The 19,822-nt window shown below is 68.1% G+C and carries 20 protein-coding genes; 13 read left to right on the top strand and 7 right to left on the bottom strand.

Features of this window, described 5'->3' with window-relative positions:
- Positions 1-109: 109 nt before the first annotated feature.
- Positions 110-433 (top strand): hypothetical protein, encoded by a 324-nt coding sequence (locus tag AC1DRO_RS04970; RefSeq protein ID WP_028275726.1) that lies wholly within the window; start codon positions 110-112, stop codon positions 431-433.
- Here the strand turns inward: AC1DRO_RS04970 and corA are convergent.
- Together corA and AC1DRO_RS04960 are read right to left on the bottom strand one after the other, a co-directional pair.
- Positions 430-1,425 (bottom strand): magnesium/cobalt transporter CorA, encoded by a 996-nt coding sequence (gene corA, locus AC1DRO_RS04965; RefSeq protein ID WP_476950038.1) that lies wholly within the window; start codon positions 1,423-1,425, stop codon positions 430-432. The two genes, AC1DRO_RS04970 and corA, sit on opposite strands and share 4 nt — an antisense overlap.
- A 7-nt stretch (positions 1,426-1,432) precedes the next feature.
- Positions 1,433-1,972, bottom strand: coding sequence for an Lrp/AsnC family transcriptional regulator (locus AC1DRO_RS04960; protein WP_043434882.1), 540 nt, complete (start codon positions 1,970-1,972; stop codon positions 1,433-1,435).
- A gap of 176 nt (positions 1,973-2,148) precedes the next feature.
- Here AC1DRO_RS04960 and AC1DRO_RS04955 point away from each other — a divergent pair, with 176 nt between their 5' ends.
- Positions 2,149-3,387 (top strand): MFS transporter, encoded by a 1,239-nt coding sequence (locus tag AC1DRO_RS04955; protein WP_476950037.1) that lies wholly within the window; start codon positions 2,149-2,151, stop codon positions 3,385-3,387.
- Positions 3,388-3,435: 48 nt separating this feature from the next.
- On the opposite strand, the gene AC1DRO_RS04950 is transcribed toward AC1DRO_RS04955, so the two are convergent.
- Positions 3,436-3,933: an Lrp/AsnC family transcriptional regulator gene (locus tag AC1DRO_RS04950; RefSeq protein ID WP_476950036.1), complete on the bottom strand. Its 498-nt coding sequence runs from the start codon at positions 3,931-3,933 to the stop codon at positions 3,436-3,438.
- 133 nt (positions 3,934-4,066) lie between these two features.
- Here AC1DRO_RS04950 and AC1DRO_RS04945 point away from each other — a divergent pair, with 133 nt between their 5' ends.
- Positions 4,067-5,230, top strand: coding sequence for a trans-sulfuration enzyme family protein (locus tag AC1DRO_RS04945; protein ID WP_476950035.1), 1,164 nt, complete (start codon positions 4,067-4,069; stop codon positions 5,228-5,230).
- Here AC1DRO_RS04945 and AC1DRO_RS04940 read toward each other — a convergent pair.
- Entirely contained in the window at positions 5,220-6,578 is a 1,359-nt protein-coding gene (locus AC1DRO_RS04940; RefSeq protein WP_476950034.1) for an MFS transporter, read from the bottom strand. The two genes, AC1DRO_RS04945 and AC1DRO_RS04940, sit on opposite strands and share 11 nt — an antisense overlap.
- A 90-nt stretch (positions 6,579-6,668) precedes the next feature.
- Between AC1DRO_RS04940 and AC1DRO_RS04935 the strand changes: the two genes are divergently transcribed.
- Complete coding sequence (locus tag AC1DRO_RS04935) at positions 6,669-7,691, top strand: LysR family transcriptional regulator (protein WP_476950033.1); 1,023 nt, start codon at positions 6,669-6,671, stop codon at positions 7,689-7,691.
- Between the two features lie 180 nt (positions 7,692-7,871).
- Here the strand turns inward: AC1DRO_RS04935 and AC1DRO_RS04930 are convergent, their stop codons facing one another.
- The gene (locus tag AC1DRO_RS04930; protein ID WP_476950032.1) at positions 7,872-8,918 is read right to left on the bottom strand and encodes a nitronate monooxygenase; all 1,047 of its coding nucleotides are present in this window, start codon (positions 8,916-8,918) and stop codon (positions 7,872-7,874) included.
- Positions 8,919-8,954: 36 nt separating this feature from the next.
- On the opposite strand from AC1DRO_RS04930, the gene AC1DRO_RS04925 reads away from it, so the two are divergent.
- The 9 genes from AC1DRO_RS04925 (at position 8,955) to AC1DRO_RS04885 (ending at position 17,969) form a co-directional block, all read left to right on the top strand.
- Positions 8,955-9,908, top strand: coding sequence for an N-acetylglucosamine kinase (locus AC1DRO_RS04925; RefSeq protein WP_476950031.1), 954 nt, complete (start codon positions 8,955-8,957; stop codon positions 9,906-9,908).
- A gap of 34 nt (positions 9,909-9,942) precedes the next feature.
- Entirely contained in the window at positions 9,943-10,398 is a 456-nt protein-coding gene (locus AC1DRO_RS04920) for an NUDIX hydrolase (RefSeq protein ID WP_028275721.1), read from the top strand.
- Between the two features lie 355 nt (positions 10,399-10,753).
- The gene (gene rsgA, locus AC1DRO_RS04915; protein ID WP_476950030.1) at positions 10,754-11,917 is read left to right on the top strand and encodes a ribosome small subunit-dependent GTPase A; all 1,164 of its coding nucleotides are present in this window, start codon (positions 10,754-10,756) and stop codon (positions 11,915-11,917) included.
- A gap of 226 nt (positions 11,918-12,143) precedes the next feature.
- Positions 12,144-13,247, top strand: coding sequence for an ABC transporter ATP-binding protein (locus tag AC1DRO_RS04910; RefSeq protein WP_476950029.1), 1,104 nt, complete (start codon positions 12,144-12,146; stop codon positions 13,245-13,247).
- On the top strand, positions 13,247-13,987 hold the full coding sequence (locus AC1DRO_RS04905) for an ABC transporter permease (protein WP_476950028.1): 741 nt from the start codon (positions 13,247-13,249) through the stop codon (positions 13,985-13,987). The genes AC1DRO_RS04910 and AC1DRO_RS04905 overlap by 1 nt, the downstream gene beginning before the upstream one ends.
- Positions 13,984-14,730 (top strand): ABC transporter permease, encoded by a 747-nt coding sequence (locus tag AC1DRO_RS04900; RefSeq protein WP_476950027.1) that lies wholly within the window; start codon positions 13,984-13,986, stop codon positions 14,728-14,730. The genes AC1DRO_RS04905 and AC1DRO_RS04900 overlap by 4 nt, the downstream gene beginning before the upstream one ends.
- Entirely contained in the window at positions 14,727-15,692 is a 966-nt protein-coding gene (locus AC1DRO_RS04895; protein WP_028275717.1) for an ABC transporter substrate-binding protein, read from the top strand. Before AC1DRO_RS04900 ends, AC1DRO_RS04895 begins: the two co-directional genes overlap by 4 nt.
- A 131-nt stretch (positions 15,693-15,823) precedes the next feature.
- On the top strand, positions 15,824-17,044 hold the full coding sequence (locus tag AC1DRO_RS04890; RefSeq protein ID WP_028275716.1) for a pyridoxal phosphate-dependent aminotransferase: 1,221 nt from the start codon (positions 15,824-15,826) through the stop codon (positions 17,042-17,044).
- Positions 17,045-17,114: 70 nt separating this feature from the next.
- Complete coding sequence (locus AC1DRO_RS04885) at positions 17,115-17,969, top strand: polyphosphate kinase 2 family protein (protein ID WP_476950026.1); 855 nt, start codon at positions 17,115-17,117, stop codon at positions 17,967-17,969.
- Between the two features lie 36 nt (positions 17,970-18,005).
- Here AC1DRO_RS04885 and AC1DRO_RS04880 read toward each other — a convergent pair whose 3' ends face one another.
- Together AC1DRO_RS04880 and xseA are read right to left on the bottom strand one after the other, a co-directional pair.
- Positions 18,006-18,236 carry an exodeoxyribonuclease VII small subunit gene (locus AC1DRO_RS04880; protein ID WP_018773784.1) on the bottom strand — a complete coding sequence of 77 codons (231 nt, stop codon included), beginning with the start codon at positions 18,234-18,236 and terminating at the stop codon, positions 18,006-18,008.
- 138 nt (positions 18,237-18,374) lie between these two features.
- Entirely contained in the window at positions 18,375-19,661 is a 1,287-nt protein-coding gene (xseA, locus tag AC1DRO_RS04875) for an exodeoxyribonuclease VII large subunit (protein ID WP_028275714.1), read from the bottom strand.
- Positions 19,662-19,822 lie beyond the last annotated feature (161 nt).

Genomic DNA, 19,822 nt, shown 5'->3' with positions numbered 1-19,822 from the left:
TCGTCGTGACGGCACGAAAATGTCCCGGCACGAAAATGTTGCAGCGCGAAAGTGTCCAACGGTTCGGTCTCAGAGGTGCGGCGCTTCGGGTCCGCGAGATAATGGAACCATGACCAATCAGCAGCAGGACCGCGACCCGTGGGAGGAGTTCGACAAGCTCCAGCCCGCCGGTCCGGACCGGGTTGCGGGGTACCCCGGTGGGGAACCGCAGGGCTTCGGCTTCCGCACCGGCGTCCGCAGCGCCAGGGTAGCCCTCGGATTTGCCGTCTACTCCCTGGCGCTGGGGAGCATTCTGGTCCTCACCGGGGCCATCGTTTTCATCGGCAGCGGGAAGTGGCTGCTGCTCGGGCTGATGGTGCTCATCGAGGTCGTCTTCGTCCTGGCGTTCCGACGGCTCATGGTCCAGGTCCGGCACCGCCGCGCGTCCGGCTAGAGCCAGCCCTTCTTCTTGAAGATGGCGTACATCAGCGCCGCCGTGCCGGCCATGAGCGCGATTGCCATCGGGTAGCCAAGCGTCCAGTGCAGCTCCGGCATGTTGTCGAAGTTCATGCCATACAGCCCGGCCACAAATGTCGGAGCGAAGAAGATCGCGGCCCACGACGAGATCTTCTTGACCTGTTCGTTTTGTTCCGCGCTGGCCTCGTTCTGGCGGTTGGCGGTCAGGGTTCCGTCCAGGGTGAGCGCATTCTGCAGCAGGTCACGGAACGAATCGGCGCGGGAAATCAGCCGCTCCACGTGGTCCTCGACGTCGCGCAGGCTGTGCTGCAGTTCAATGTCCACCCGGTACTTCTCGAAGCCCCGGCGGAGCTGTTGCATCATTGCCGGGAGCGGGTGGATGGCGCGCTGGAAATGGATGACTTCCCGGGCGAGCTCGTAGATCCTCCGGGACACCAGGGGGTCGCCGCTGAAGAGCTGGTCCTCGATCTCGTCGATGTCGTTTTCCAGCCCGGCCACCACGGGACCGTAGTCATCCACCACCTGGTCCATGAGTGCGTACAGGACGGCCTCGGGCCCGTGGCGCAGCAGATCGGGCCGGCCCTCCATCCGGCGCCGGACCTGGCCCACGACTTTCGTCTCGGCGTGCCTGACGGTGACCACGAAGTTGCGCCCCGTGAAGACGTGGAGCTCGCCGAACTCCACGGTTTCGGTCTCGTCCAGGTACCGGGCGGGCCGGAGCACAGTGAACAGGTTGTCGTCGTAGCGTTCCAGTTTGGGGCGCTGATGGGCAGAGATCGCGTCCTCCACCGCCAGCCCGTGCAGGTTGAATTCTGCCGCCACGGCCGCCATTTCCTCAGTGGTCGGCCGGTACAGGCCGATCCAGGCCATGCCCCCGTGCTCGGTCAGGGTCTCGAAAGTCTGCTCGAGGTTCCGCGGCTCGACGCTGCGGATGCCGTCAACGTAGACGGCGTTGTCGATGATAGTCACCGGGACATTATCCTTTGTCCACCTGGAATTCGGCGGACCCGGACCGCCGCGACGCGGACCGGCCGGGAGCCAGCGCGTTGCCTTGGGCGAGCCGGCTGATCAGCGGTTCGGTCCGGTACGGGATATGGGTGTGCAGCGCCAGGACGGTCTCGGTGCGGATGACCCCCTTGACCCGAAGGATCGACCGGAGTGCCGCCTGGAGATTGTGCGTATCCGTCGCCACCACCCGGCACCAGACGTCGCCGCGCCCGGAGATCTCGTGCACTTCCAGGACCTGGGCGATCAGCCGCAGAGCCCCCACGACGCCGTCGAGTTCCCGATGGTTGACCTCGATCGTCACGAACGCGACGACGTCGTACCCCACCGCCTCCAGATCGATTTCGCGGCCGCCGTCGTGCAGCACACCGGAGCGCAGCATGCGCCGCACGCGCGACTGGGCGGTGTTCCGGGCAATGCCCAGAGCGTCGCTGAGCTCGCCGATCTGGATCCGCGGATCCCGGATCAGTTCCAGCAGGATCTTCAGGTCGGTAGGGTCCAGACTGTTCAAATCATCACTCCGGTTCACTTGGACAGCCAGAGAATGACTGTTTTGATCAATTTTGACACAAATGTTGGCCATGCAGATCACTGGTATTGCATTCTTTAGGTACCAATCTTTCGACCGGGCCGTCGGTGTTCCCTACAGGGAACGCATGCGGCCCGATTTCATGCAAGGGCACGGCCATGACAGTCTTTAGCGAACTCCGCATGCGCCCGGCCACAGCTGACCGCTGGGGCTGGGACGCCTCCACCACCGCACGGCTCGTGATGGCAGGGGTGGTGATCTTCACGCTGCTCGTCGGCGCAAATCTTGCGACGCCGCTGTACCCGCTGTTGCAGGCAAAACTCGGAATCACCGCGCTCGATGTCACGGTGGCGTTCTCTGCCTACGTCCTGGCGCTCGTGGCCACCCTCGTCCTCGCCGGCCACTGGTCCGACCACATCGGCCGCCGCGCCGCCCTCGTGCTGGCAGTGCTGGTGGGCCTGGCCGGCGGCTTTGTCTTCGCCACCGCGGACAACCTCGTGGCGCTCTCCGCCGGGCGCGCCCTGCAGGGCGTCGCCGTCGCGCTCGCCACCGGGGCCAGCTCGGCTGCCCTGCGCGAGCTGCTGCCCAGCCGGCCGGAGTGGGCCTCACGGTTCACGCTCCTGGCCTCCGCCGGCGGGGTGGCGGCCGGCCCCGCAATCGGCGGGATGCTGTCCCTCCTGCCGGGCCCGACCTCGACGCCGTACTACCTGCACTCCATCGTCCTCGCCGCCGTGCTGGTGCCCCTGTACCTGCTCAAGGCGCGGCCCGCCATCAGCCTGCACGCCGGTCCCCAGACCCTGCGGGTCCTGGCACCGCGGCGGCCTTCGGTCTCCAGCGACGCGCGCGGCGCCTTCTGGCTGGCGTCGTCCGTGGGCTTCCTGAGCTTCACCGTTTTTGGCTTCTGCCTCTCGCTGGCTCCCGGCTATTTCGCCCAGATTGTCCACGCCGATTCGCGGCCGCTGATCGGCCTGCTTGCGGGCCTGACGCTGGGGTCCTCAGCCCTGAGCCAGCTGCTGGCCATCCGGGGACGGTTTGCCGTGTCCGCCGGCCTGGCCGTCCTGGGCGTCTCCGTCCTGCTGATCGCCGCGGCCGCCGCCTGGAGCAGCCCGTGGCTGCTGATTCTGGCCAGCATCACTGCCGGCGTGGGGCAGGGCGTGGCCTTCCGGACCGTGTTCAACGACGTTGCCGGCAGGGTGGAGGCCGCCCGGCACGCCCAGATCATCAGCACCGTCTATGTGATCACGTACCTTGGCAGCGCCTTCCCGGTGATCGGGTTGGGGCTTGCAGCCGGGATCGTCGGGCTGCAGAGCGCGGTCGCCGGTTTCGTCACGGTGTGCGCCGCCGCCGCACTGACGCTGGCGGCCGTAACGCTGCGAAGCGCCCTGCGCCGGGTCTAACTGCGCTGGGTCTATCTGCGCCGGGTCTAACTGCGTCTGCCGGGCCTGTTAGGGCAGCGGGCCGTGGTTGCCCTGGATGTGGTCGAAGACCAGCGTGGTTTCGGTGTGGCCCACCACGGGGTCGGTGGCCAGGTTGTCCAGAACCCAGTCACGGAGGTCCTCGGTGGTGGCGACGGCGATGTGCAGCAGGTAGTCCACCGACCCGGACGTGTGGAACGTCGAGAGCACTGCCGGCAGTTTGGGCACCCGGGCAGTGAAACGGTCGATCTGCTCGCGGTCATGGGCCCGGAGCCGTACCGCAATGAGGGCCTGGACCGAACGCCCGATCGCGGACAGGCTCAGATTGGCCTCGAAGCCCTCGATGATGCCGCGCTCGGACAGCGCGCGGGTGCGCATCAGCGCGGTTGACGGCGCGATCCCCACGAGCTCTGCCAGCTGTTTGTTCGAGATGCGGGCGTCCGCGACGAGGGCAGCGAGCAGGCGCTCGTCGATCGCGTCCAGCGGTTCGCCGGCTCCCGGCCGAACATTCTTCGCAGTGCTGCTCACGGATCCTCCTAGTAGTGTTCTCCGTTCATCATAAATGGCGTTATCCGACAGTTCCATTCAGAACCCCTACAAAAGCGCGAATTATTGCCAGATACTTGCGGAATTCAATGGTGAATATTCGTAAGGAGCTAGGGTGCTTTCTCAAGATTCATTGGCGGTCCTCGCAGGCCGGAGCGGGCTCACGGAACTGGGCGTCCACGCGGTGCCCATCGATCTGTCCACGACGGCGCCCCTGCCGTCCGTGCACGACGGAGGCCTTGCCTACGAGCACATGGCCACCGGCGGCTCACATGTGGAGGGGCAAAGCACGGTCTACCAGCGGCTGTGGAACCCCACGGTGGCTCGCTTTGAGGAAGGCATCGCTGTCCTGGAAGGCACGCCCGAGTCTGTCGCCTTTGCCACCGGAATGGCGGCGCTGAGTGCGGCGCTCCTCGCGGTTGTGGCCGCGGGCAAGAAGCACGTTGTCGCCGTGCGTCCGCTGTACGGCGGCAGCGACTACCTCTTGGCCTCCGGCGTCCTTGGCAACGAGGTCACCTTCACGACGCCGGAGGGCGTCGGCGCCGCACTCCGGCCGGACACCGGCCTGGTGATCCTCGAGACGCCGGCCAACCCGACCCTCGAGCTGGTGGACATCGCCCGCGTGGCAGCCGCCGCCGACGGTGTGCCGCTCCTGGTGGACAACACGTTCGCCAGCCCGGTACTGCAGCAACCCTTCAAGCACGGCGCGGCCATGGTGCTGCACAGCGCCACGAAGTTCTTGGGCGGCCACGGGGACGCCATGGGTGGCGTGGTGGCCGCAGGCTCTGAATGGGCGGTGCGCCTGCGCCAGATCCGGGCCGTGACCGGCGGCATCCTGACCCCGTGGCCGGCGTACCTGCTGCACCGCGGGCTGGCAACGCTCCCGGTCCGGGTCCGCGCCCAGCAGGCCGGCGCCGAAAAAGTCGCTGTTGCGCTGGCAGGGCACGGGCTCGTGAGGCGGGTTTACTACCCGGGACTGGCCGAATGCGACCCGCAGGGCCTCGTGGGCACACAGATGTCCGGGCCGGGATCGCTCATGGCCTTCGAGCTCGCCAGCGCCGAGCACGCCGAGCGGATCCCGGCCGCCGTCGGCATGATCACCCACGCCGTGTCCCTCGGCGGGATCGATACCCTCATCCAGCACCCGGCGGGCCTGACCCACCGGCCGGTCGAAGCCGCGGCCAAGCCGCACGCGAACCTGCTGCGGATCTCGGTGGGGCTGGAGGACCCGGCCGACATCGTCGCCGACCTCGTGCAGGCGATCGAGGCTACGCGGTAGCCCGCGGGTCCGAGCCCGATGCCGTGACCCTGCCGGCGGCCGCGGTGCCGGTTGCGGGCACCGGCGCGGGATGCGCGACGGCGGTGATTGCCGCCGTCGCGCCGGCCAGTCCGATGACAGTCAGCGCAAGGGCCGTCCAGCCGAACCGCTGGAAGACCAGGCCGCCGGCCCAGCCCAGCACGCTGGAGCCGAGGTAATAGGCCAGGTTGTACAGCGAGGCGGCCTGCGCCCGGCCCGTCGTGGCGATCAGTCCGGTCCAGCCGGAGCCGATGCTGTGTGCCGCGAAGAAGCCGCCCGTGAACAGCAGCAATCCCGCCAGGATCGCGGCCAGCTGTTCCGTGAGCGTCAGGGCCAGGCCGCCTGCCATCAGTGCGGTGCCGGCGATCAGGACGGTGCGCCGGCCGAACCTCGACGTCAGGCCCGCTGCCCAGCGCGCCGAGACGGTTCCGGAGAGGTAGGCCAGGAAGATCAGGCTGATCGCGGTCGCGGGCAGGCTGAACGGTTCCCCTGAGAGCCGGAATCCGAGGTAGTTGTAGACGGCCACGAAACCGCCCATGAGCAGGAATGCCTGGACGTACAGGGCCAGGAGCCGGGGATTGCGGCCATGGCCGGCCAGCGTGCGAAAGGCCCCGCGGAAGCCGCCCGCGGCCGCGGCGGTGAAGCCCTTGGCCCGGGGCACCAGAACCAGGAACAGTACTGCCGCTCCGGTGGCCAGAACGGAAACCGCCAGGGCCGCGGCCCGCCAGCCCCACAGTTCGCCCGCAGGCCCGGCGACCAGCCGGCCGGCCAGGCCGCCCAGGGTGGTCCCGGCGACATAGCTCCCGGCGGCGAGCGCGGCGTGTGCCTTGTTGACTTCCTCGTTGAGATACGCGATGGCGATCGCCGGGATGCCGCCGAGGGCCATTCCCTCCAGCATCCGCAGGGACAGCAGTACAGGGAAGCTGGGGGCCAGTGGGACCAGCAGGCCCAGGACGGTGGCCGCGGAGATGCCCCACATCATTGCCCGGACGCGGCCGATCCGGTCGGCCAGGAAGGACCACGGGAGCACCGTCAAGGCCAGCCCCACCGTCGCCAGGGAGATGGTCAGCGCGGCCTCGGCGGCCGAGACGCGAAGATCCGCCGCCAGCAGCGGGAGCACCGCCTGGGTGGAGTAAAGCTGCGCGAAAGTTGCGACGCCGGCAAAGGCAAGCCCGGCGAGGATCCGGCGGTAGGCCGTGGAGCCCTTCGGATGGCCCGCCCATGCGGCAGCGTTAGCTGCAGGATCAGCTGCAAGATTGGCTGCAGAATCAGCTGCGTCCTTGGCCGCGGGGCGTGGGCCGGTGCCGGTGGGTGCGGAAATGCGTGGCATGCCTTTAGGCTAAAGCCTGCCCGAGGGATGCTTCCAATGCATGATTTCCATAGAATAGATAGCAAATATGGATCAGTGCTGGAGGCGAACATGGACGTCGAACACAGGCAGCTCGTGCAGCTGCTGCCCCTGCTGCCGCTGCTGGCGGAACTGGGGCGGACGGAGCACATTACCGAGACGGCCGAGCTCCTGGGCCTGCCGCAGTCGACCGTGAGCCGTGCCATTGCGCGGGCCAGCGCCATCGTGGGGACGGAGCTGCTGATCCGGGACGGCCGGGGCGTGCGGTTGACGCCCGCGGCGAAGGCGCTCATGCCCCACATCGAGGCCGCCCTGGCCGAATTCCAGACGGGGCTTGACAGCGTCAGGCACGAGTCGGAGGTGGTCCGCGGCCGGATCGCCGTGTCGTTCCAGCACACCTTCGGCGAGGCAATGCTGCCGCTGCTCATCAGTGCGTTCCGGAGCAGGCACCCGCAGACTGCTTTTGACCTCAGCCAGGGTGCACGGGACGGCTGCCTCGCGGAACTGGCCGCGGGCTCCGCCGACGTGGCGCTCACGGCACCCGTTGCCACACCCAGTAAGCGAATCGGTTCGGCCGCGCTGTACCGCGAACCGTTGCGCCTGGTGGTCCACCACCGGCATGCCCTGGCCGGCCGCCGTCGGGCCAAAGTTGCCGAGATCCGGCAGGAGCCCTTCGTGGCGATGGGGTCCGGCTACGGCATGCGCTCGCTGACCGACGCGTTGTTCCGCGAGGCGGGGTTCCGCCCGCGCATTGCCTTCGAGAGCCAGGACTCGCACACCGTCCGCGGCCTCGTCTCGGCCGGACTCGGCGTCAGCATCCTGCCGCCCGGGGGCTCCGCACCCGGCAGAGCCGCACAAAACAGCCACCATCCGTCGCGGGGCACCGAATCCGACGATGGCGGACCGGGCTGGGTGGAGATTCCCCTGGATTCAGACCTGGCGTTCCGCGAGATCGGCCTCGCGTGGCGGGAGCCGGTTTCGCGGAATGCCGTGGCCGATGCCGAGTCCGATCCCGTGCGCTTGTTCCGCGAATTCGTGCTCCGCGACGGTCCGGCGCTCCTGGCAGGCTTCGTGCGCGAACGCTCGGCAGGCTGAACCTGGCCGGGGCCGGAGCGCCGGGGCAGGTGCGCCGGGGCTGGAGCTGGTGCGCTCAGGTCGCCGGTTAACCCCGAGGTCGCCGTAAGGTGACGGCGGTTTGGCACGTTTCCGGCGACTTCGGGGTCCTGACGGTGTCCGGACGGGGTCGGCCGCTGTTCGGACGGGGGTCGGCTGCGGTCAGCGGCCGGCGAGCAGCCCGTGCACGACGCCGGCCACGGGTCCGGCGTGTGCCTTCTGCCAGCCCGTTCCCGCCCACAGGTTCAGGCGTTCCGCGTCGCCGGCTGCGGTGGCCGCGGCCCGGATGGGCGCCGTGAGGTGGTGGACGGCAGGGTAGGCCTCCGGCGCCTCGGGGTGGTCGCGGACGAATTCGTTCTCCAGGGCCCGTGCCTGCCGGCCGGTGAAGGCGCGCGTCAGCCGGGTTCGGGTGAAATGCGGATCGGCCAGGGCATCTTTATGCAACTGCTTGGCGCCGCTTTGGTCAGTGCGGAGAAACGCGGTGCCGAGCTGGGCTGCGACGGCCCCGGCACGCAGCACGGCGTCCAGCCCGACCGCATCCATGATGCCGCCCGCAGCCACCAGCGGGAGGTCGACGGCGGACCGTACCTCGGCGAGCAGCTGCGCCGTTGTGCCGCCCGGCTGCGCCGCGTAAGCCGGCTGCGCCGGGGACGGGAGGAACGCCGCGCTGTGTCCGCCGGCGCTCGTGTGCTGCACGACGAGGGCGTCCACGCCTTGCCCGGCCGCCTGCACGGCCTCGGCCGCGGTGGTGACAGTGGCCAGTACCGCCGATCCCGCCCGCTGCAGGGCCCGAACGACGTCCGGGCCGGGCAGCCCGAAAGCGAAACTGACCAGCTCCACGGGGTCTGAGAGAAGGGCATCGATCTTTCCCTGCCATTCGTCGTCATCGTCGAGACGCAACTGCGGAAGCTCCACGCCGTAGCGCCGGGCGTCGGTGCGCAGCTGAAGCCGGTAATCCTCGAGCTCCGCCAGCACCGCCGCGGAGGGCGGCAGTTGGGCCGGATCCGGCACAAATACATTCATGCCGAACCGGGCGCCGGACTCCCGGAGGGTGCTGATTTCCGCCTGCATGGCCGCCACGCTCTTGTAGCCTGCCGCGAGGAAGCCCAGCCCGCCTGCGCGGTGCACGGCCTCGACGAAGGCCGCTGTGGAGGTGCCTCCGGCCATGGGCGCCGCGATGACGGGTGTGCCGACAAGATCGTGGGGCATTGCGGGCTCCTTGCAGCGATTCAGTAACCTGTTCCAGTGACTAACACTGACACGCCGCCGGCGGCGGACTCCGTTCCATCTTCCACCACGCCATCTGCCAAGGCGACGACGGGTGCCGTGATCGGCCTGGACATCGGCGGCACCAAAACCCGGGGCGTCAGGTTCGAAGGCGGCGCGCCCGTGGCCGATGAATCGGTGGGTAGCTCCAATGTCCAGAACGTCAGCCCCGAGGAAGCCGCCTTGAACCTGGCGGAACTCTTCGCCAGGATCGGCGGGGGAGACGTCGCCCAGGTCTACGCCGGAGCCGGCGGCATCGACACCGATGACGACGCCGCGGCGCTCGCGGCACTGATTGCCCCGCACGTACCCGGCGCCCGGATCACGGTGGTCCACGACTCCCGGCTGCTGCTCGCCGCAGGCGGCGCCAGCACCGGCGTCGCCGTCATCGCCGGCACCGGATCGGCCGCGTGGGGCAAGAATGGCCGCGGCGAGGAGGCCCGGGCCGGTGGCTGGGGCTACCTGCTCGGCGACGAAGGCAGCGGCTACTGGCTGGGCCGGGAGGCCGTCCGCCACAGCCTGCGCCGGATGAACCAGGGGCTGGAACCGGACGAACTCAGCACGGCCCTGCTGGCATCCTGCGGGGTGGATGACCCCAACAAACTGATCGCCATGTTCCACTCGCCCGAGACCGGGCGCCGGTTCTGGGCCCAGCAGGCCCGGCTCGTGGTGGAGGCTGCAGTCGCAGGGCATGCGCCGAGCCGGGCCCTCATGGAACAGGCCGGGCGCGACCTCGCCGACCTCGCCGCGCAGACCGTCCGGCAGCTCGGCATCGAGGGCCCTGTCATCCTGGGCGGCGGACTCGGCATGAACGTGCCGAGGCTGCAGGAGTCGTTCCGCACGGCACTGGCCGCCGCGGGGATCACCGATGTCCGGGTCCTGGCGCAGGAGCCGGTCTTCGGGGTGCTGCAGCTGGTGGCGGAACAGGAGTAGTCGGGGGCGATCCGCCGGCCACTACGCTGGGGGGATGAGCATGCAATTCGACACCCGGCCCGCGGCCTACGCCGTCATCATCCGCGACGCCGGGATCCTCCTGGCGTACTGGAAGCAGGACGGCCGCGAGGGCTGGACGCTGCCCGGCGGCGGCCTGGACCTGGCCGAACACCCGGTGGACGGGTGCCGCCGCGAGATCCACGAGGAAACCGGTTACGACGCCGAGGTCGGCGCCATGCTGGGGATCGACGTCGGGCACTGGCCCTCCGAAGTCCGGCTCGACGGCGGCGTACGGGACTTCCAGTCGCTCCGGCTGGTCTACGAGGCGACGATCACGGGCGGGGAACTGCGTCACGAAGTGAACGGCAGCACCACCCACGCGGCCTGGATTCCACTGGATGAGGTGGCGCAGCTGAACCGGGTCTCGCTCGTGGATGCCGGGCTGCGTCTGTACCGTGAGCGGCCGCTGAACGGAAAACTTTCCGGCTAAACCGCTGGCCAGGCACGGGCACCATGGCTATCCTGAAGAAACCGCCGGCCGCAGCAGGCCGGCAATCGACGGGGAGGTGGAAGCAATGAATGCGATATTTCTGAGCGCGCAGCGCACCGATACACGCCATGTCATTACTCCTGCCCCGTCCCACGGCGCAGCCTAGCCATCGAGCGCTAGTCTCCGCGCGCGGCATCCAAACCGCCGCAGCCCGCGATGCGCCGCACCACGGGGCCCCACCAAAGGGTTTTCGTTGACCATTCATCCTGCATCCCGGGGCGCCGGCAGCGCCCTCATTACTAATTCATCCGAACCTCATTCATCTGTGGCTCATTCATCTGTGCCTCATACGGCCGTGCCCTCCGATGAGGCTGGCCCCGAAGGTCCTGTCCTCTACGGCTACACGGCCGGCGTCGCCGAGCGGTTCGCGGCCCAGCCGGTGCCGGGAGGCGAACGCCCGGGCCGCGTCATCCGGGTGGACCGCAACCTCGTCCTGGTGGCTGAGGGCGGCGGAACCGCCCACCTGCCCTACCCGCGCGGCGGGGAGCTTCCCGCCACCGGGGACTGGGTTTGGCTGGGTCCGAACGCGGCGGGGGAGCCCGCCATCGTGGGCATCCTGCCCCGCCACTCGGAGCTGAGCCGCAAGCGTGCCTTCGAGGCCTCGTCCGAGGCGCAGGTCCTTGGCGCCAACATGGACGTCGTCGGGATCGTCGTTCCGGTGGATCGTCCGCTCACGCACAACCGGCTCGAACGGACCCTGGTTGCGGCGTGGGACTCCGGTGCCACGCCGCTCGTGATCATCACGAAGGCGGACATCGCGGACCTCGCGGACGACGTCGTGGCGACGGTCGTGCGCCAGGCAGCCGGTGTCGACGTCGTCACCACCTCTGCCGAGAACGGCGATGGCCTCGATGAAGTGCTGGGCCATCTGCCGCCCGGCGGCACGCTGGTGCTGCTGGGGCCCTCTGGCGCCGGAAAATCCACGCTCATCAATGCCCTCGCCGGCGTCCCGGCCCAGGAGACGGGGGCAGTGCGGGCGGGCGACGGCAAGGGCAGGCACACCACCACGTCGCGCGCGCTCGTTCCCCTGCCCGGCGGCGCCGTCCTGATGGACACGCCGGGGGTGCGCGGCTTCGGGGTCTTCGACGCCGAGGGAGGAATGGAGGAGATGTTCGGCGACCTCGAAGAGCTCTTCGAGCACTGCCGCTTCTCGGACTGCGCGCACGGCCGGGAGCCCGGCTGTGCCGTGCAGGCGGCGCTCGCCGACGGCGTCCTGGAGGACCGCCGGTGGGCCAGCTACCTGAAGCTGCAACGCGAACTCGCCGCCCTGGCGCGCCGCCACGACGCGGCCGCGCGGCGCGCCTACCAGCGCGAATGGCACCAGAAGATCGCCGTAGCGGGCAAGAGCCAGCGGTCGGCCGAACGGGACAACCACGAGAACGCCCACGGCGGCGGCGGCGGAAAGGGCGGTCACGGCAGAAAAAACAGCGGCGCGAAGGGTGCGCGGCGGCCCCGCTGAAGCACACCGCCGGGTGGGACAAGGGCGGCGGTGGTGCGCCGGAAGGATTTCCGGCGCACCACCCATCCAAAATCGTTGTGCTTCCGAAGCCTTATGGGAGCCCCGCGCCGCTGACATAGTCCGGGGTGCTGGTTAGTCTATGAGCTAACTGCTTTATGGCCAGCACACTGACGAACAGTGCGCTGGCCCGACCAATGTTGCCGCCAACAGTTAGGTAAGCCCGGAAATGGCCGAAGCCATGATCGAGTTCCAGAACGTCACCAAGCAGTACCAGGGCGGTCAGGCCGCCGTTGACGGGCTGACCATGTCCATCGATAAGGGCGCCATCACTGTCTTCGTCGGACCCTCCGGCTGCGGTAAGACCACGTCCCTGCGGATGATCAACCGCATGGTGGAGCCCACGTCCGGCGTCATCACCGTGGACGGGGCCGATGTCACTTCAATCCCTGCCGCGCAGCTGCGGCGGTCCATGGGGTACGTCATGCAGTCCTCCGGGTTGATGCCGCACCGCTCCGTGCTGGACAACATCGCCACCGTTCCCCGGCTCAACGGCGTGTCCAAAGCCGACGCCCGCAAGCGCGCCCAGGAACTGCTCGACGTCGTCGGGCTGGCCTCTTCGCTCGGCAAGCGGTACCCGTCCCAGCTCTCGGGCGGACAGCAGCAGCGCGTAGGCGTGGCCCGGGCACTCGCGGCCGATCCTCCGGTGCTGCTCATGGACGAGCCCTTCAGCGCCGTGGACCCGGTGGTCCGCGATGAACTCCAGAAGGAGCTCCTCCGGCTCCAGCATGACCTGGCCAAGACGATCGTATTCGTCACCCACGACATCGACGAGGCCACCGTCCTGGGCGACAAAGTGGCCGTGTTCGCCGTCGGCGGCAAGCTGGCGCAGTACGCGGCCCCGGCGGAGATCCTGCGGGCCCCGGCGAACGAGTTCGTGGCCTCCTTCGTGGGCCGTGACCGCGGGTTCCGGCACCTTGCGTTCAGCCCCTCCGACGGTGTCACCATCCACCCCGTCCCCACTCTCACGCCCGATCAGCTCAGGGCTGAGGGCGGCTCCGATGAATGGCAGCTGGTGGTCGACGACGCTCTCCGGCCCCTGGGCTGGGCCGGGCCCCGCAGCGCCGCCGGAACCGCCCCGGCGATGGTTCCCGGCGGCTCCCTGTTCCGGAAGGGGGACACGCTCCGCCGGGCACTGGACGCGGCCCTGTCCTCACCTTCGGGCCTTGGCGTTGCCGTGGACGACGACGGCCGGGTGGCCGGAGTCATCGGGGCCGCCGAAGTCCTCGCCGTCATCGAGTCAGACCGCAACGTCCGGCACGGAGGGCTCTGATGGAGTGGTTCCTGGCCAACAGGGCGGAAGTCTTCAGCCTCGCCGGCCAGCACCTCATCCTGGCCATCCTGCCGATGGTGTTCGGGGTCCTTATAGCCGTTCCGCTGGCCCAGCTCGCCCGGCAGAGCCGCGGGCTCCGGTCCGTGGTGCTCACCGGGTCCTCGTTGCTGTACACGATCCCCTCGCTGGCGCTTTTCATCATCCTGCCGACCATCCTCGGGACCCGGATCCTGGATCCGGTCAACGTGGTGGTGGCCCTGACCATCTACGCCATCGCCCTGCTGGTGCGCGCCACGCTGGATGCCTTCGACTCGGTGGACGAGGACCTGCGGCAGGCCGCCGTCGCCATGGGGTTCAAACCCTTCGCCCGCTTCATGCAGATCGACCTGCCGCTGTCCTTGCCGGTGCTGTTCGCCGGGCTGCGCGTGGTCTCGGTCAGCAATATCTCGCTGGTCAGCGTCGCGGCACTGCTCGGCATCGGCAACCTCGGAATGCTCTTCACCTCCGGCCTCCAGCGTGACTTCGTCACCGAAGTGGTGGTGGGCATCATCGCCATCCTTCTCCTGGCGCTGCTGATGGACGCCGTCCTGGTGCTGCTTGAACGGCTGCTGACGCCCTGGACCCGTGCCGCGGCGGCCACGGGTGGCGGCACCGGTTCGGGCGCCGGCCCGGACAGGACTGGCCCCGCCGCGGCGGCGATGCGGTTTTCGCGTCCCAAGACCGGAGGGGGAAACGCGTGAATAACGTCGTCACGGACACCTTTGCCTGGCTCAGCGATCCGGAGAACTGGTCCGGCAGCGCCGGAATCCCGGTGCGCCTGGCCGAACACCTGTTCTACACGGGCCTGGTGATGGTGATCGCCATCGCCATCGCCGTCCCGATCGGCCTGTTCGTCGGGCATACCGGTCGCGGGCGGGTTGCGATCGTGTCAGTCGCGGGCGCGCTGCGCGCCCTGCCCACCCTCGGCTTGCTCACCTTGTTCGTCCTGCTCGCGGGCATCGGGCTGATGCCGCCGATTTGGGCGCTCGTGATCCTGACCGTGCCGCCGCTGCTCGCCGGCACCTACGCCGGAATCTCCAGCGTCGACCGCAACGTGGTGGATGCCGCCCGCGCCATGGGCATGACCGAGTGGCAGGTCCTGTTCCGGGCGGAATTCCCGAACGCGCTGCCGGTGATGTACGGCGGGTTCCGGACCGGGGTGCTCCAGGTGATCGCCACCGTTTCCGTGGTCGCCTACATCAACCTGGGCGGCCTGGGCCGTTATCTGTTCGACGGGCTCGTGCTCTCCGACTTCCCGCAAATGCTGGGAGGCTCGCTGCTGATCGCCGCCCTTGCCATCAGCGTCGACCTTATCCTCGCCCTAATTCAGAGGCTGTTCCTGTCACGGGGCGCCTCATCCAAGCCGAACCGCAGCCAGCAGGCTGCGGTTGATCTCACAGACCCCGCGATCGCGGAGACTGTTGTTCAAGGAGGTACGTCATGAAGGAATCCCGCCAACGAGGTCTTGGCCGGCGCGCATTCGGCGGCCTGGCCGTCGGCGTCGGCCTGGCCATGGCCCTGTCTGCCTGCGGAGGCTCATCAAACCCGCTGAGCTCGGCCCCTGCCAGCAGCGGTGCCGCCTCCGGTTCCGGCGGTGCCCTGGTGATCGGGTCGGCTGATTTCCCCGAGAGCCAGATCCTCGCCGAGGTCTACGCTGGCGCCCTGAACGCCGCGGGCGTCACCGCCAGCACCAAGCCGAACATCGGCTCGCGCGAGGTCTACATCAAAGCAGTCCAGGACGGCTCGGTGGACGTTGTTCCCGACTACAGCGGCAACCTGCTGCTGTATGTAAACAAGGACGCCACCGAGGTCTCCGCCGAGGACATCGCCAAGGCACTCCCGACCAAGCTCCCGCAGGGCCTGGCCGTGCTCGATGCCTCCAAGGCTGAGGACAAGGACGCCATGGTGGTCACCAAGGCCACGGCCGAGAAGCACCAGCTGAAGTCCATCGAAGACATGGCGAAGGTCTGCGGCGATCTGGTCATCGGCGCCCCGGCGACCTTCGCCGAGCGCGCCTACGGCCTGCCGGGCCTGGCGAAGAACTACAACTGCGTGCCCAAGAAACTCGAGCCGTTCAGCGACGGCGGCGGCGCCGTCACGCTCAAGGCGCTGCTCTCGGACCAGGTCCAGGTCGCGGACATCTACACCACCACCCCGTCCATCCCGGACAACGACCTCGTGGTGCTGGAGGATCCGAAGAACAACTTCATCGCCCAGCAGGTGCTGCCGCTCTACAACACGGCCAAGATGACGGACAAGGCGAAGGAAGCCCTCAACAACGTGTCCAAGGTCCTCACCACGGAAGACCTCATCAACCTCAACCGTGCCGTCAGCGGCAGCCAGAAGCAGAACCCGAAAGATGCCGCCGACGCGTGGCTGAAGGAAAAGGGCCTCGCCCAGCAGTAGACCGCTGGCGACCCTGCGACGCCGGTGTCCGGGCTTACAGCCCGGGCACCGGCGTCGTTGTTGTTACTGCGGCGCCCGCGTGTGAGTCATGTCTCAGCGGAAGAACATCCTCCATATGGCATATTTGATGAATGGCAGAATTCAAGCAGTCCACCAAGCTTCATAATGTCCTTTACGACATCCGTGGACCGATTCTTCAGGCCGCCCAGCAGATGGAGGCGGAGGGTCATCGCATCCTCAAACTGAACATCGGAAACCCGGCCCCCTTCGGGTTTGAAGCGCCGGACGCGATCCTGGTGGACATGATCCGCCACCTGCCGCATGCCCAGGGCTACAGCGACTCGCGCGGCATTTTTTCGGCCCGCACCGCCGTCTCGCAGTACTACCAGACCCGCGGGATCCAGAACATCCACGTGGATGACATCTACCTCGGCAATGGCGTCAGCGAACTGATCACAATGTCGCTCATGGCCCTGCTCGACGACGGCGATGAGGTCCTCATCCCCACCCCGGACTACCCGCTGTGGACGGCCTCGGTTGCCCTGGCCGGCGGGAAGCCCGTGCACTACCTCTGCGACGAGGAATCCGGCTGGCAGCCCGACCTCGAGGACATGGAAGCGAAGATCACGCCGCACACCAAGGGCATCGTGGTCATCAACCCGAACAACCCGACAGGTGCGGTGTACCCGAAGGCGACGCTGAAGAAGATCGTCGCCCTCGCGGAAAAACACGGCCTGGTGCTCTTCGCCGACGAGATCTACGAGAAGATCCTCTACGAAGACGCGGTACACGTAAACCTCGCCTCGCTCACCGGCGACGATGTCCTGTGCCTGACCTTCAGCGGGCTCTCCAAGGCCTACCGGGTCTGCGGCTTCCGGGCCGGCTGGATGGCCATCTCCGGGCCGAAAAAGGCCGCCGCGGACTACCTCGAGGGCATCAACCTGCTGGCCAACATGCGCCTGTGCGCCAATGTGCCGGCCCAGCACGCCATCCAGACCGCCCTCGGCGGTTACCAGAGCATCAACGACCTGATCCTGCCCGGCGGGCGCCTCCTGGAACAGCGGAACAAGGCCTATGACATGCTCAACGCCATCCCGGGCGTCAGCACCCAGCAGGCCCGCGGGGCCATGTATCTGTTCCCGAAGCTGGACCCCGAGGTCTATCACATCCGCGACGACGAGAAATTTGTCCTGGACCTGCTCCGCGAGCAGAAGATTCTTCTGTCCCACGGCAGGGCGTTCAACTGGGTCCGTCCGGACCACTTCCGGATGGTGACGCTGCCTAACGTCAAGGACCTCGAAGAAGCAATCAACCGCATGGCGGACTTCCTGAGCCGGTACAAGGGGAACTAGGCTTCGGTCAGCAGCGGAGTTCGGGGACTCGCCCGCGCAGCGGCTGCACGAAACTGGAAAGAGGCTTTCCATGACAGATGCTGTGATGTTCGAGCGGCACCCCGCCGAGACGCTGCTGGTCGGAAAAAAATTCAAGCTGAAGGACTGCGACCCGGACTCCACCCCGGGCTACCCGGGCGGGAAATCCGACGGCGAGGCGCTCCTGGCAGAGCTCGATGGCAAGCTGACCACCCTGCAGGAGCAGCTTTTCGCCGAATCCCGGTTCGGCGGCACCAAGCGCGTCCTGCTGGTCCTGCAGGCGATGGATACCGCAGGCAAGGGCGGGATCGTCAACCACGTCATGGGCCAGATGGACCCGCAGGGTGTCCAGCTCAAGTCCTTCAAGGCGCCGACCCCGGAGGAGAAATCCTACGATTTCCTCTGGCGGATCGAGAAGGCAGTGCCGGCGGCCGGGATGGTGGGCGTTTTTGACCGCTCGCATTACGAGGACGTCCTGATTCACCGGGTCCACCGCTGGGCAAGCCCCGAGGAACTGGAGCGGCGCTACAAGGCCATCAACGAATTCGAGGCAAGGCAGGCGGCAGCCGGGACCACGGTGGTCAAGGTCATGCTCAACATCAGCCGGGACGAGCAGAAGGACCGGCTGCTCGCCAGGCTGGATGACGAAACCAAGGTGTGGAAGTACAGCAGCACCGACCTCAAGGAGCGCGCCTTCTGGGGCGACTACATGGATGCGTACCAGGAGGCGTTCGAGAAGACGGCCACTGACATCGCGCCCTGGTACGTCGTGCCGGCCAACAAGAAGTGGTACGCCCGCATCGCGGTGCAGCAGCTGATGCTGGACGCCCTGGAAGGGCTGAAGCTGCAGTGGCCGGATCCGGAGTTCGACGTCGATCTGGAACGGGATCTGGTCGAACGCTCCTAATACGGAGGGAACTGGCACGCCGCGGCGTGCCGGTGCCTAGTTCTTGTCCGCGGCCTGGTCCCGGGCGGCGGCGAGCCGCTTGCGGGCGCCTTCCAGCCACTGTTCGCAGCGCTTGGCCAGCGCTTCGCCGCGTTCCCACAGCGCGAGCGATTCCTCCAGGCTTGCGCCGCCGGCCTCCAGCTTGCCCACCACGGCGACCAGCTGCTCGCGGGCGTCCTCGTAGCTGAGGGCCTCGATGTCGGCGTTCGGGTTGGGTTCTGCTGCCATGTGGGTGCTCCTTGGTTGTCGCGGTTTGTGCCGCGGTGACGCTGTCTGTGGTGCTGACCGTGGTGCCTGTTCGGGGCGCTGACGGGTGGCCGTGTTGGCGCTGACGGGTGGCCGTGTGGCCACGACCGTCCGCCTGGGTTATTCCTCGGCCGGTTCCTGGCCGCCGGTGGATTGGGCGGTGAACCGGCCGCCGGCCACCCGAACCGTGAGGTCCGTGCCGGCGGGCGCCTGGGACGGATGGCGCACAACGTCCCGGTGCGCTGCGGGGGCGTTTCCGGCGCCGGCGAGCTGGACCACCGCGTAGCCGCGATCCAGTGTCTTTTGCGGCGAGAGTGCACGCACCTGCGCCTTGAGGTGGACCAGTTGGTCCGCTGCCCGCACGACGGCGGCGCTGATCGCCGAGTGCGAGCGGACCTTGAGCCGTTCGACGTCCTCGTGGCGCTGGCTGATCATGACGTCGGGGGAGAGCAGCACGGGGCGCGAACGCAGGGAGGCCAGCCGGTCGCCCTCGCGTTCAACGAGCCGGGTGACTCCGCGACGGAGCTGGTCCCGTGCCTGCCGGACCCTGACAAGCTCCTCGGCGACGTCGGGAACTATCCTCTTCGCGGCGTCGGTGGGCGTTGATGCCCTGAGGTCTGCGACGTCATCGAGGATAGGCCGGTCCGCTTCGTGCCCGATCGCGCTCACCACGGGGGTGGACGCGTCAGCGACGGCCCGGATGAGCTCCTCGCTGCTGAACGGCAACAGGTCCTCGAGGGCGCCCCCGCCGCGGGCGATGACGATGACGTCGACCACGGGGTGGGCGTCGAGTTCCCGCAAGGCCGCGATCATCTGGGCTACGGCGGTGTTCCCCTGGACCGCTACTTCGCGGATCTCGAATTCGACGGCCGGCCAGCGCAGGGCGGCATTGCGCAGCACATCCTTCTTGGCGTCAGAGTCGCGGCCGGTGATCAGGCCGATCCGGTGCGGGAGCAGGGGAAGCCGCTTTTTGCGGGAATCGGCAAAGAGTCCTTCGGTGGCGAGGGCCTGGCGCAGCCGCTCGATCCTGGCCAGGAGGTCGCCGAGGCCCACGGGCCGGATGTCCTTCACGGACATGTTCAGCCGGCCCGTCTTGAGCCAAAATTCGGCCTTGATCAGGGCTACAACCCGGGAACCGCGTTCGAGCGGGGCGGCCTGGCGGTCCAGCACTGTGGTCCAGACCGATGCCGGCAGCGAGATTTCGGCGTCGATGTCCCGCAGTGTCAGGTAGGCGTTGCTGCCACGCCGGTTGAGCTCGATTACCTGCCCCTCAACCCACGCCGAGGGCGCGCGGTCGATATGCATCTTGAGCTTCTGGGACAGCAACTGCAGCGGCCAGGGGTTGTCCGGACTGGTTTGGGCCGCGGTGGCCGGTAGCGTGGTTGCTGCCGACGCGTCCTCAGGCATGCGTGGGCTCCATGGCCGGAAGTGCCTGGTGGAGTGCCTTGTGCATATGTGTGCGTGTCCTTTGCTGCGTGCCGGTTACTGCATGTCCTTACACCGGGACTGCCGGCGGCCCGCTTCCCGGCGGGTGGGCCGGCCGGCAGCCGGAAGTTGTCTCTGTCAAC

It is taken from the genome of Arthrobacter sp. P4_F11, from assembly GCF_056401395.1.
The sequence above is the reverse complement of the archived record's forward strand: the minus strand, read 5'-3'. Positions and strand labels throughout refer to the sequence as shown.

What these genes read in the sequence shown, in the direction of transcription:
- AC1DRO_RS04955 (WP_476950037.1), top strand. Translation starts at nt 2,149, where the DNA reads ATGACAGTCTTTAGCGAACTCCGCATGCGCCCGGCCACAGCTGACCGC.
- AC1DRO_RS04940 (WP_476950034.1), bottom strand. Translation starts at nt 6,578, where the DNA reads ATGCCACGCATTTCCGCACCCACCGGCACCGGCCCACGCCCCGCGGCC.
- AC1DRO_RS04895 (WP_028275717.1), top strand. Translation starts at nt 14,727, where the DNA reads ATGAAGGAATCCCGCCAACGAGGTCTTGGCCGGCGCGCATTCGGCGGC.
- xseA (WP_028275714.1), bottom strand. Translation starts at nt 19,661, where the DNA reads ATGCCTGAGGACGCGTCGGCAGCAACCACGCTACCGGCCACCGCGGCC.
- AC1DRO_RS04905 (WP_476950028.1), top strand. Translation starts at nt 13,247, where the DNA reads ATGGAGTGGTTCCTGGCCAACAGGGCGGAAGTCTTCAGCCTCGCCGGC.
- AC1DRO_RS04935 (WP_476950033.1), top strand. Translation starts at nt 6,669, where the DNA reads ATGGACGTCGAACACAGGCAGCTCGTGCAGCTGCTGCCCCTGCTGCCG.
- AC1DRO_RS04885 (WP_476950026.1), top strand. Translation starts at nt 17,115, where the DNA reads ATGACAGATGCTGTGATGTTCGAGCGGCACCCCGCCGAGACGCTGCTG.
- AC1DRO_RS04920 (WP_028275721.1), top strand. Translation starts at nt 9,943, where the DNA reads ATGAGCATGCAATTCGACACCCGGCCCGCGGCCTACGCCGTCATCATC.
- AC1DRO_RS04910 (WP_476950029.1), top strand. Translation starts at nt 12,144, where the DNA reads ATGGCCGAAGCCATGATCGAGTTCCAGAACGTCACCAAGCAGTACCAG.
- AC1DRO_RS04930 (WP_476950032.1), bottom strand. Translation starts at nt 8,918, where the DNA reads ATGCCCCACGATCTTGTCGGCACACCCGTCATCGCGGCGCCCATGGCC.
- AC1DRO_RS04970 (WP_028275726.1), top strand. Translation starts at nt 110, where the DNA reads ATGACCAATCAGCAGCAGGACCGCGACCCGTGGGAGGAGTTCGACAAG.
- AC1DRO_RS04880 (WP_018773784.1), bottom strand. Translation starts at nt 18,236, where the DNA reads ATGGCAGCAGAACCCAACCCGAACGCCGACATCGAGGCCCTCAGCTAC.
- AC1DRO_RS04890 (WP_028275716.1), top strand. Translation starts at nt 15,824, where the DNA reads ATGGCAGAATTCAAGCAGTCCACCAAGCTTCATAATGTCCTTTACGAC.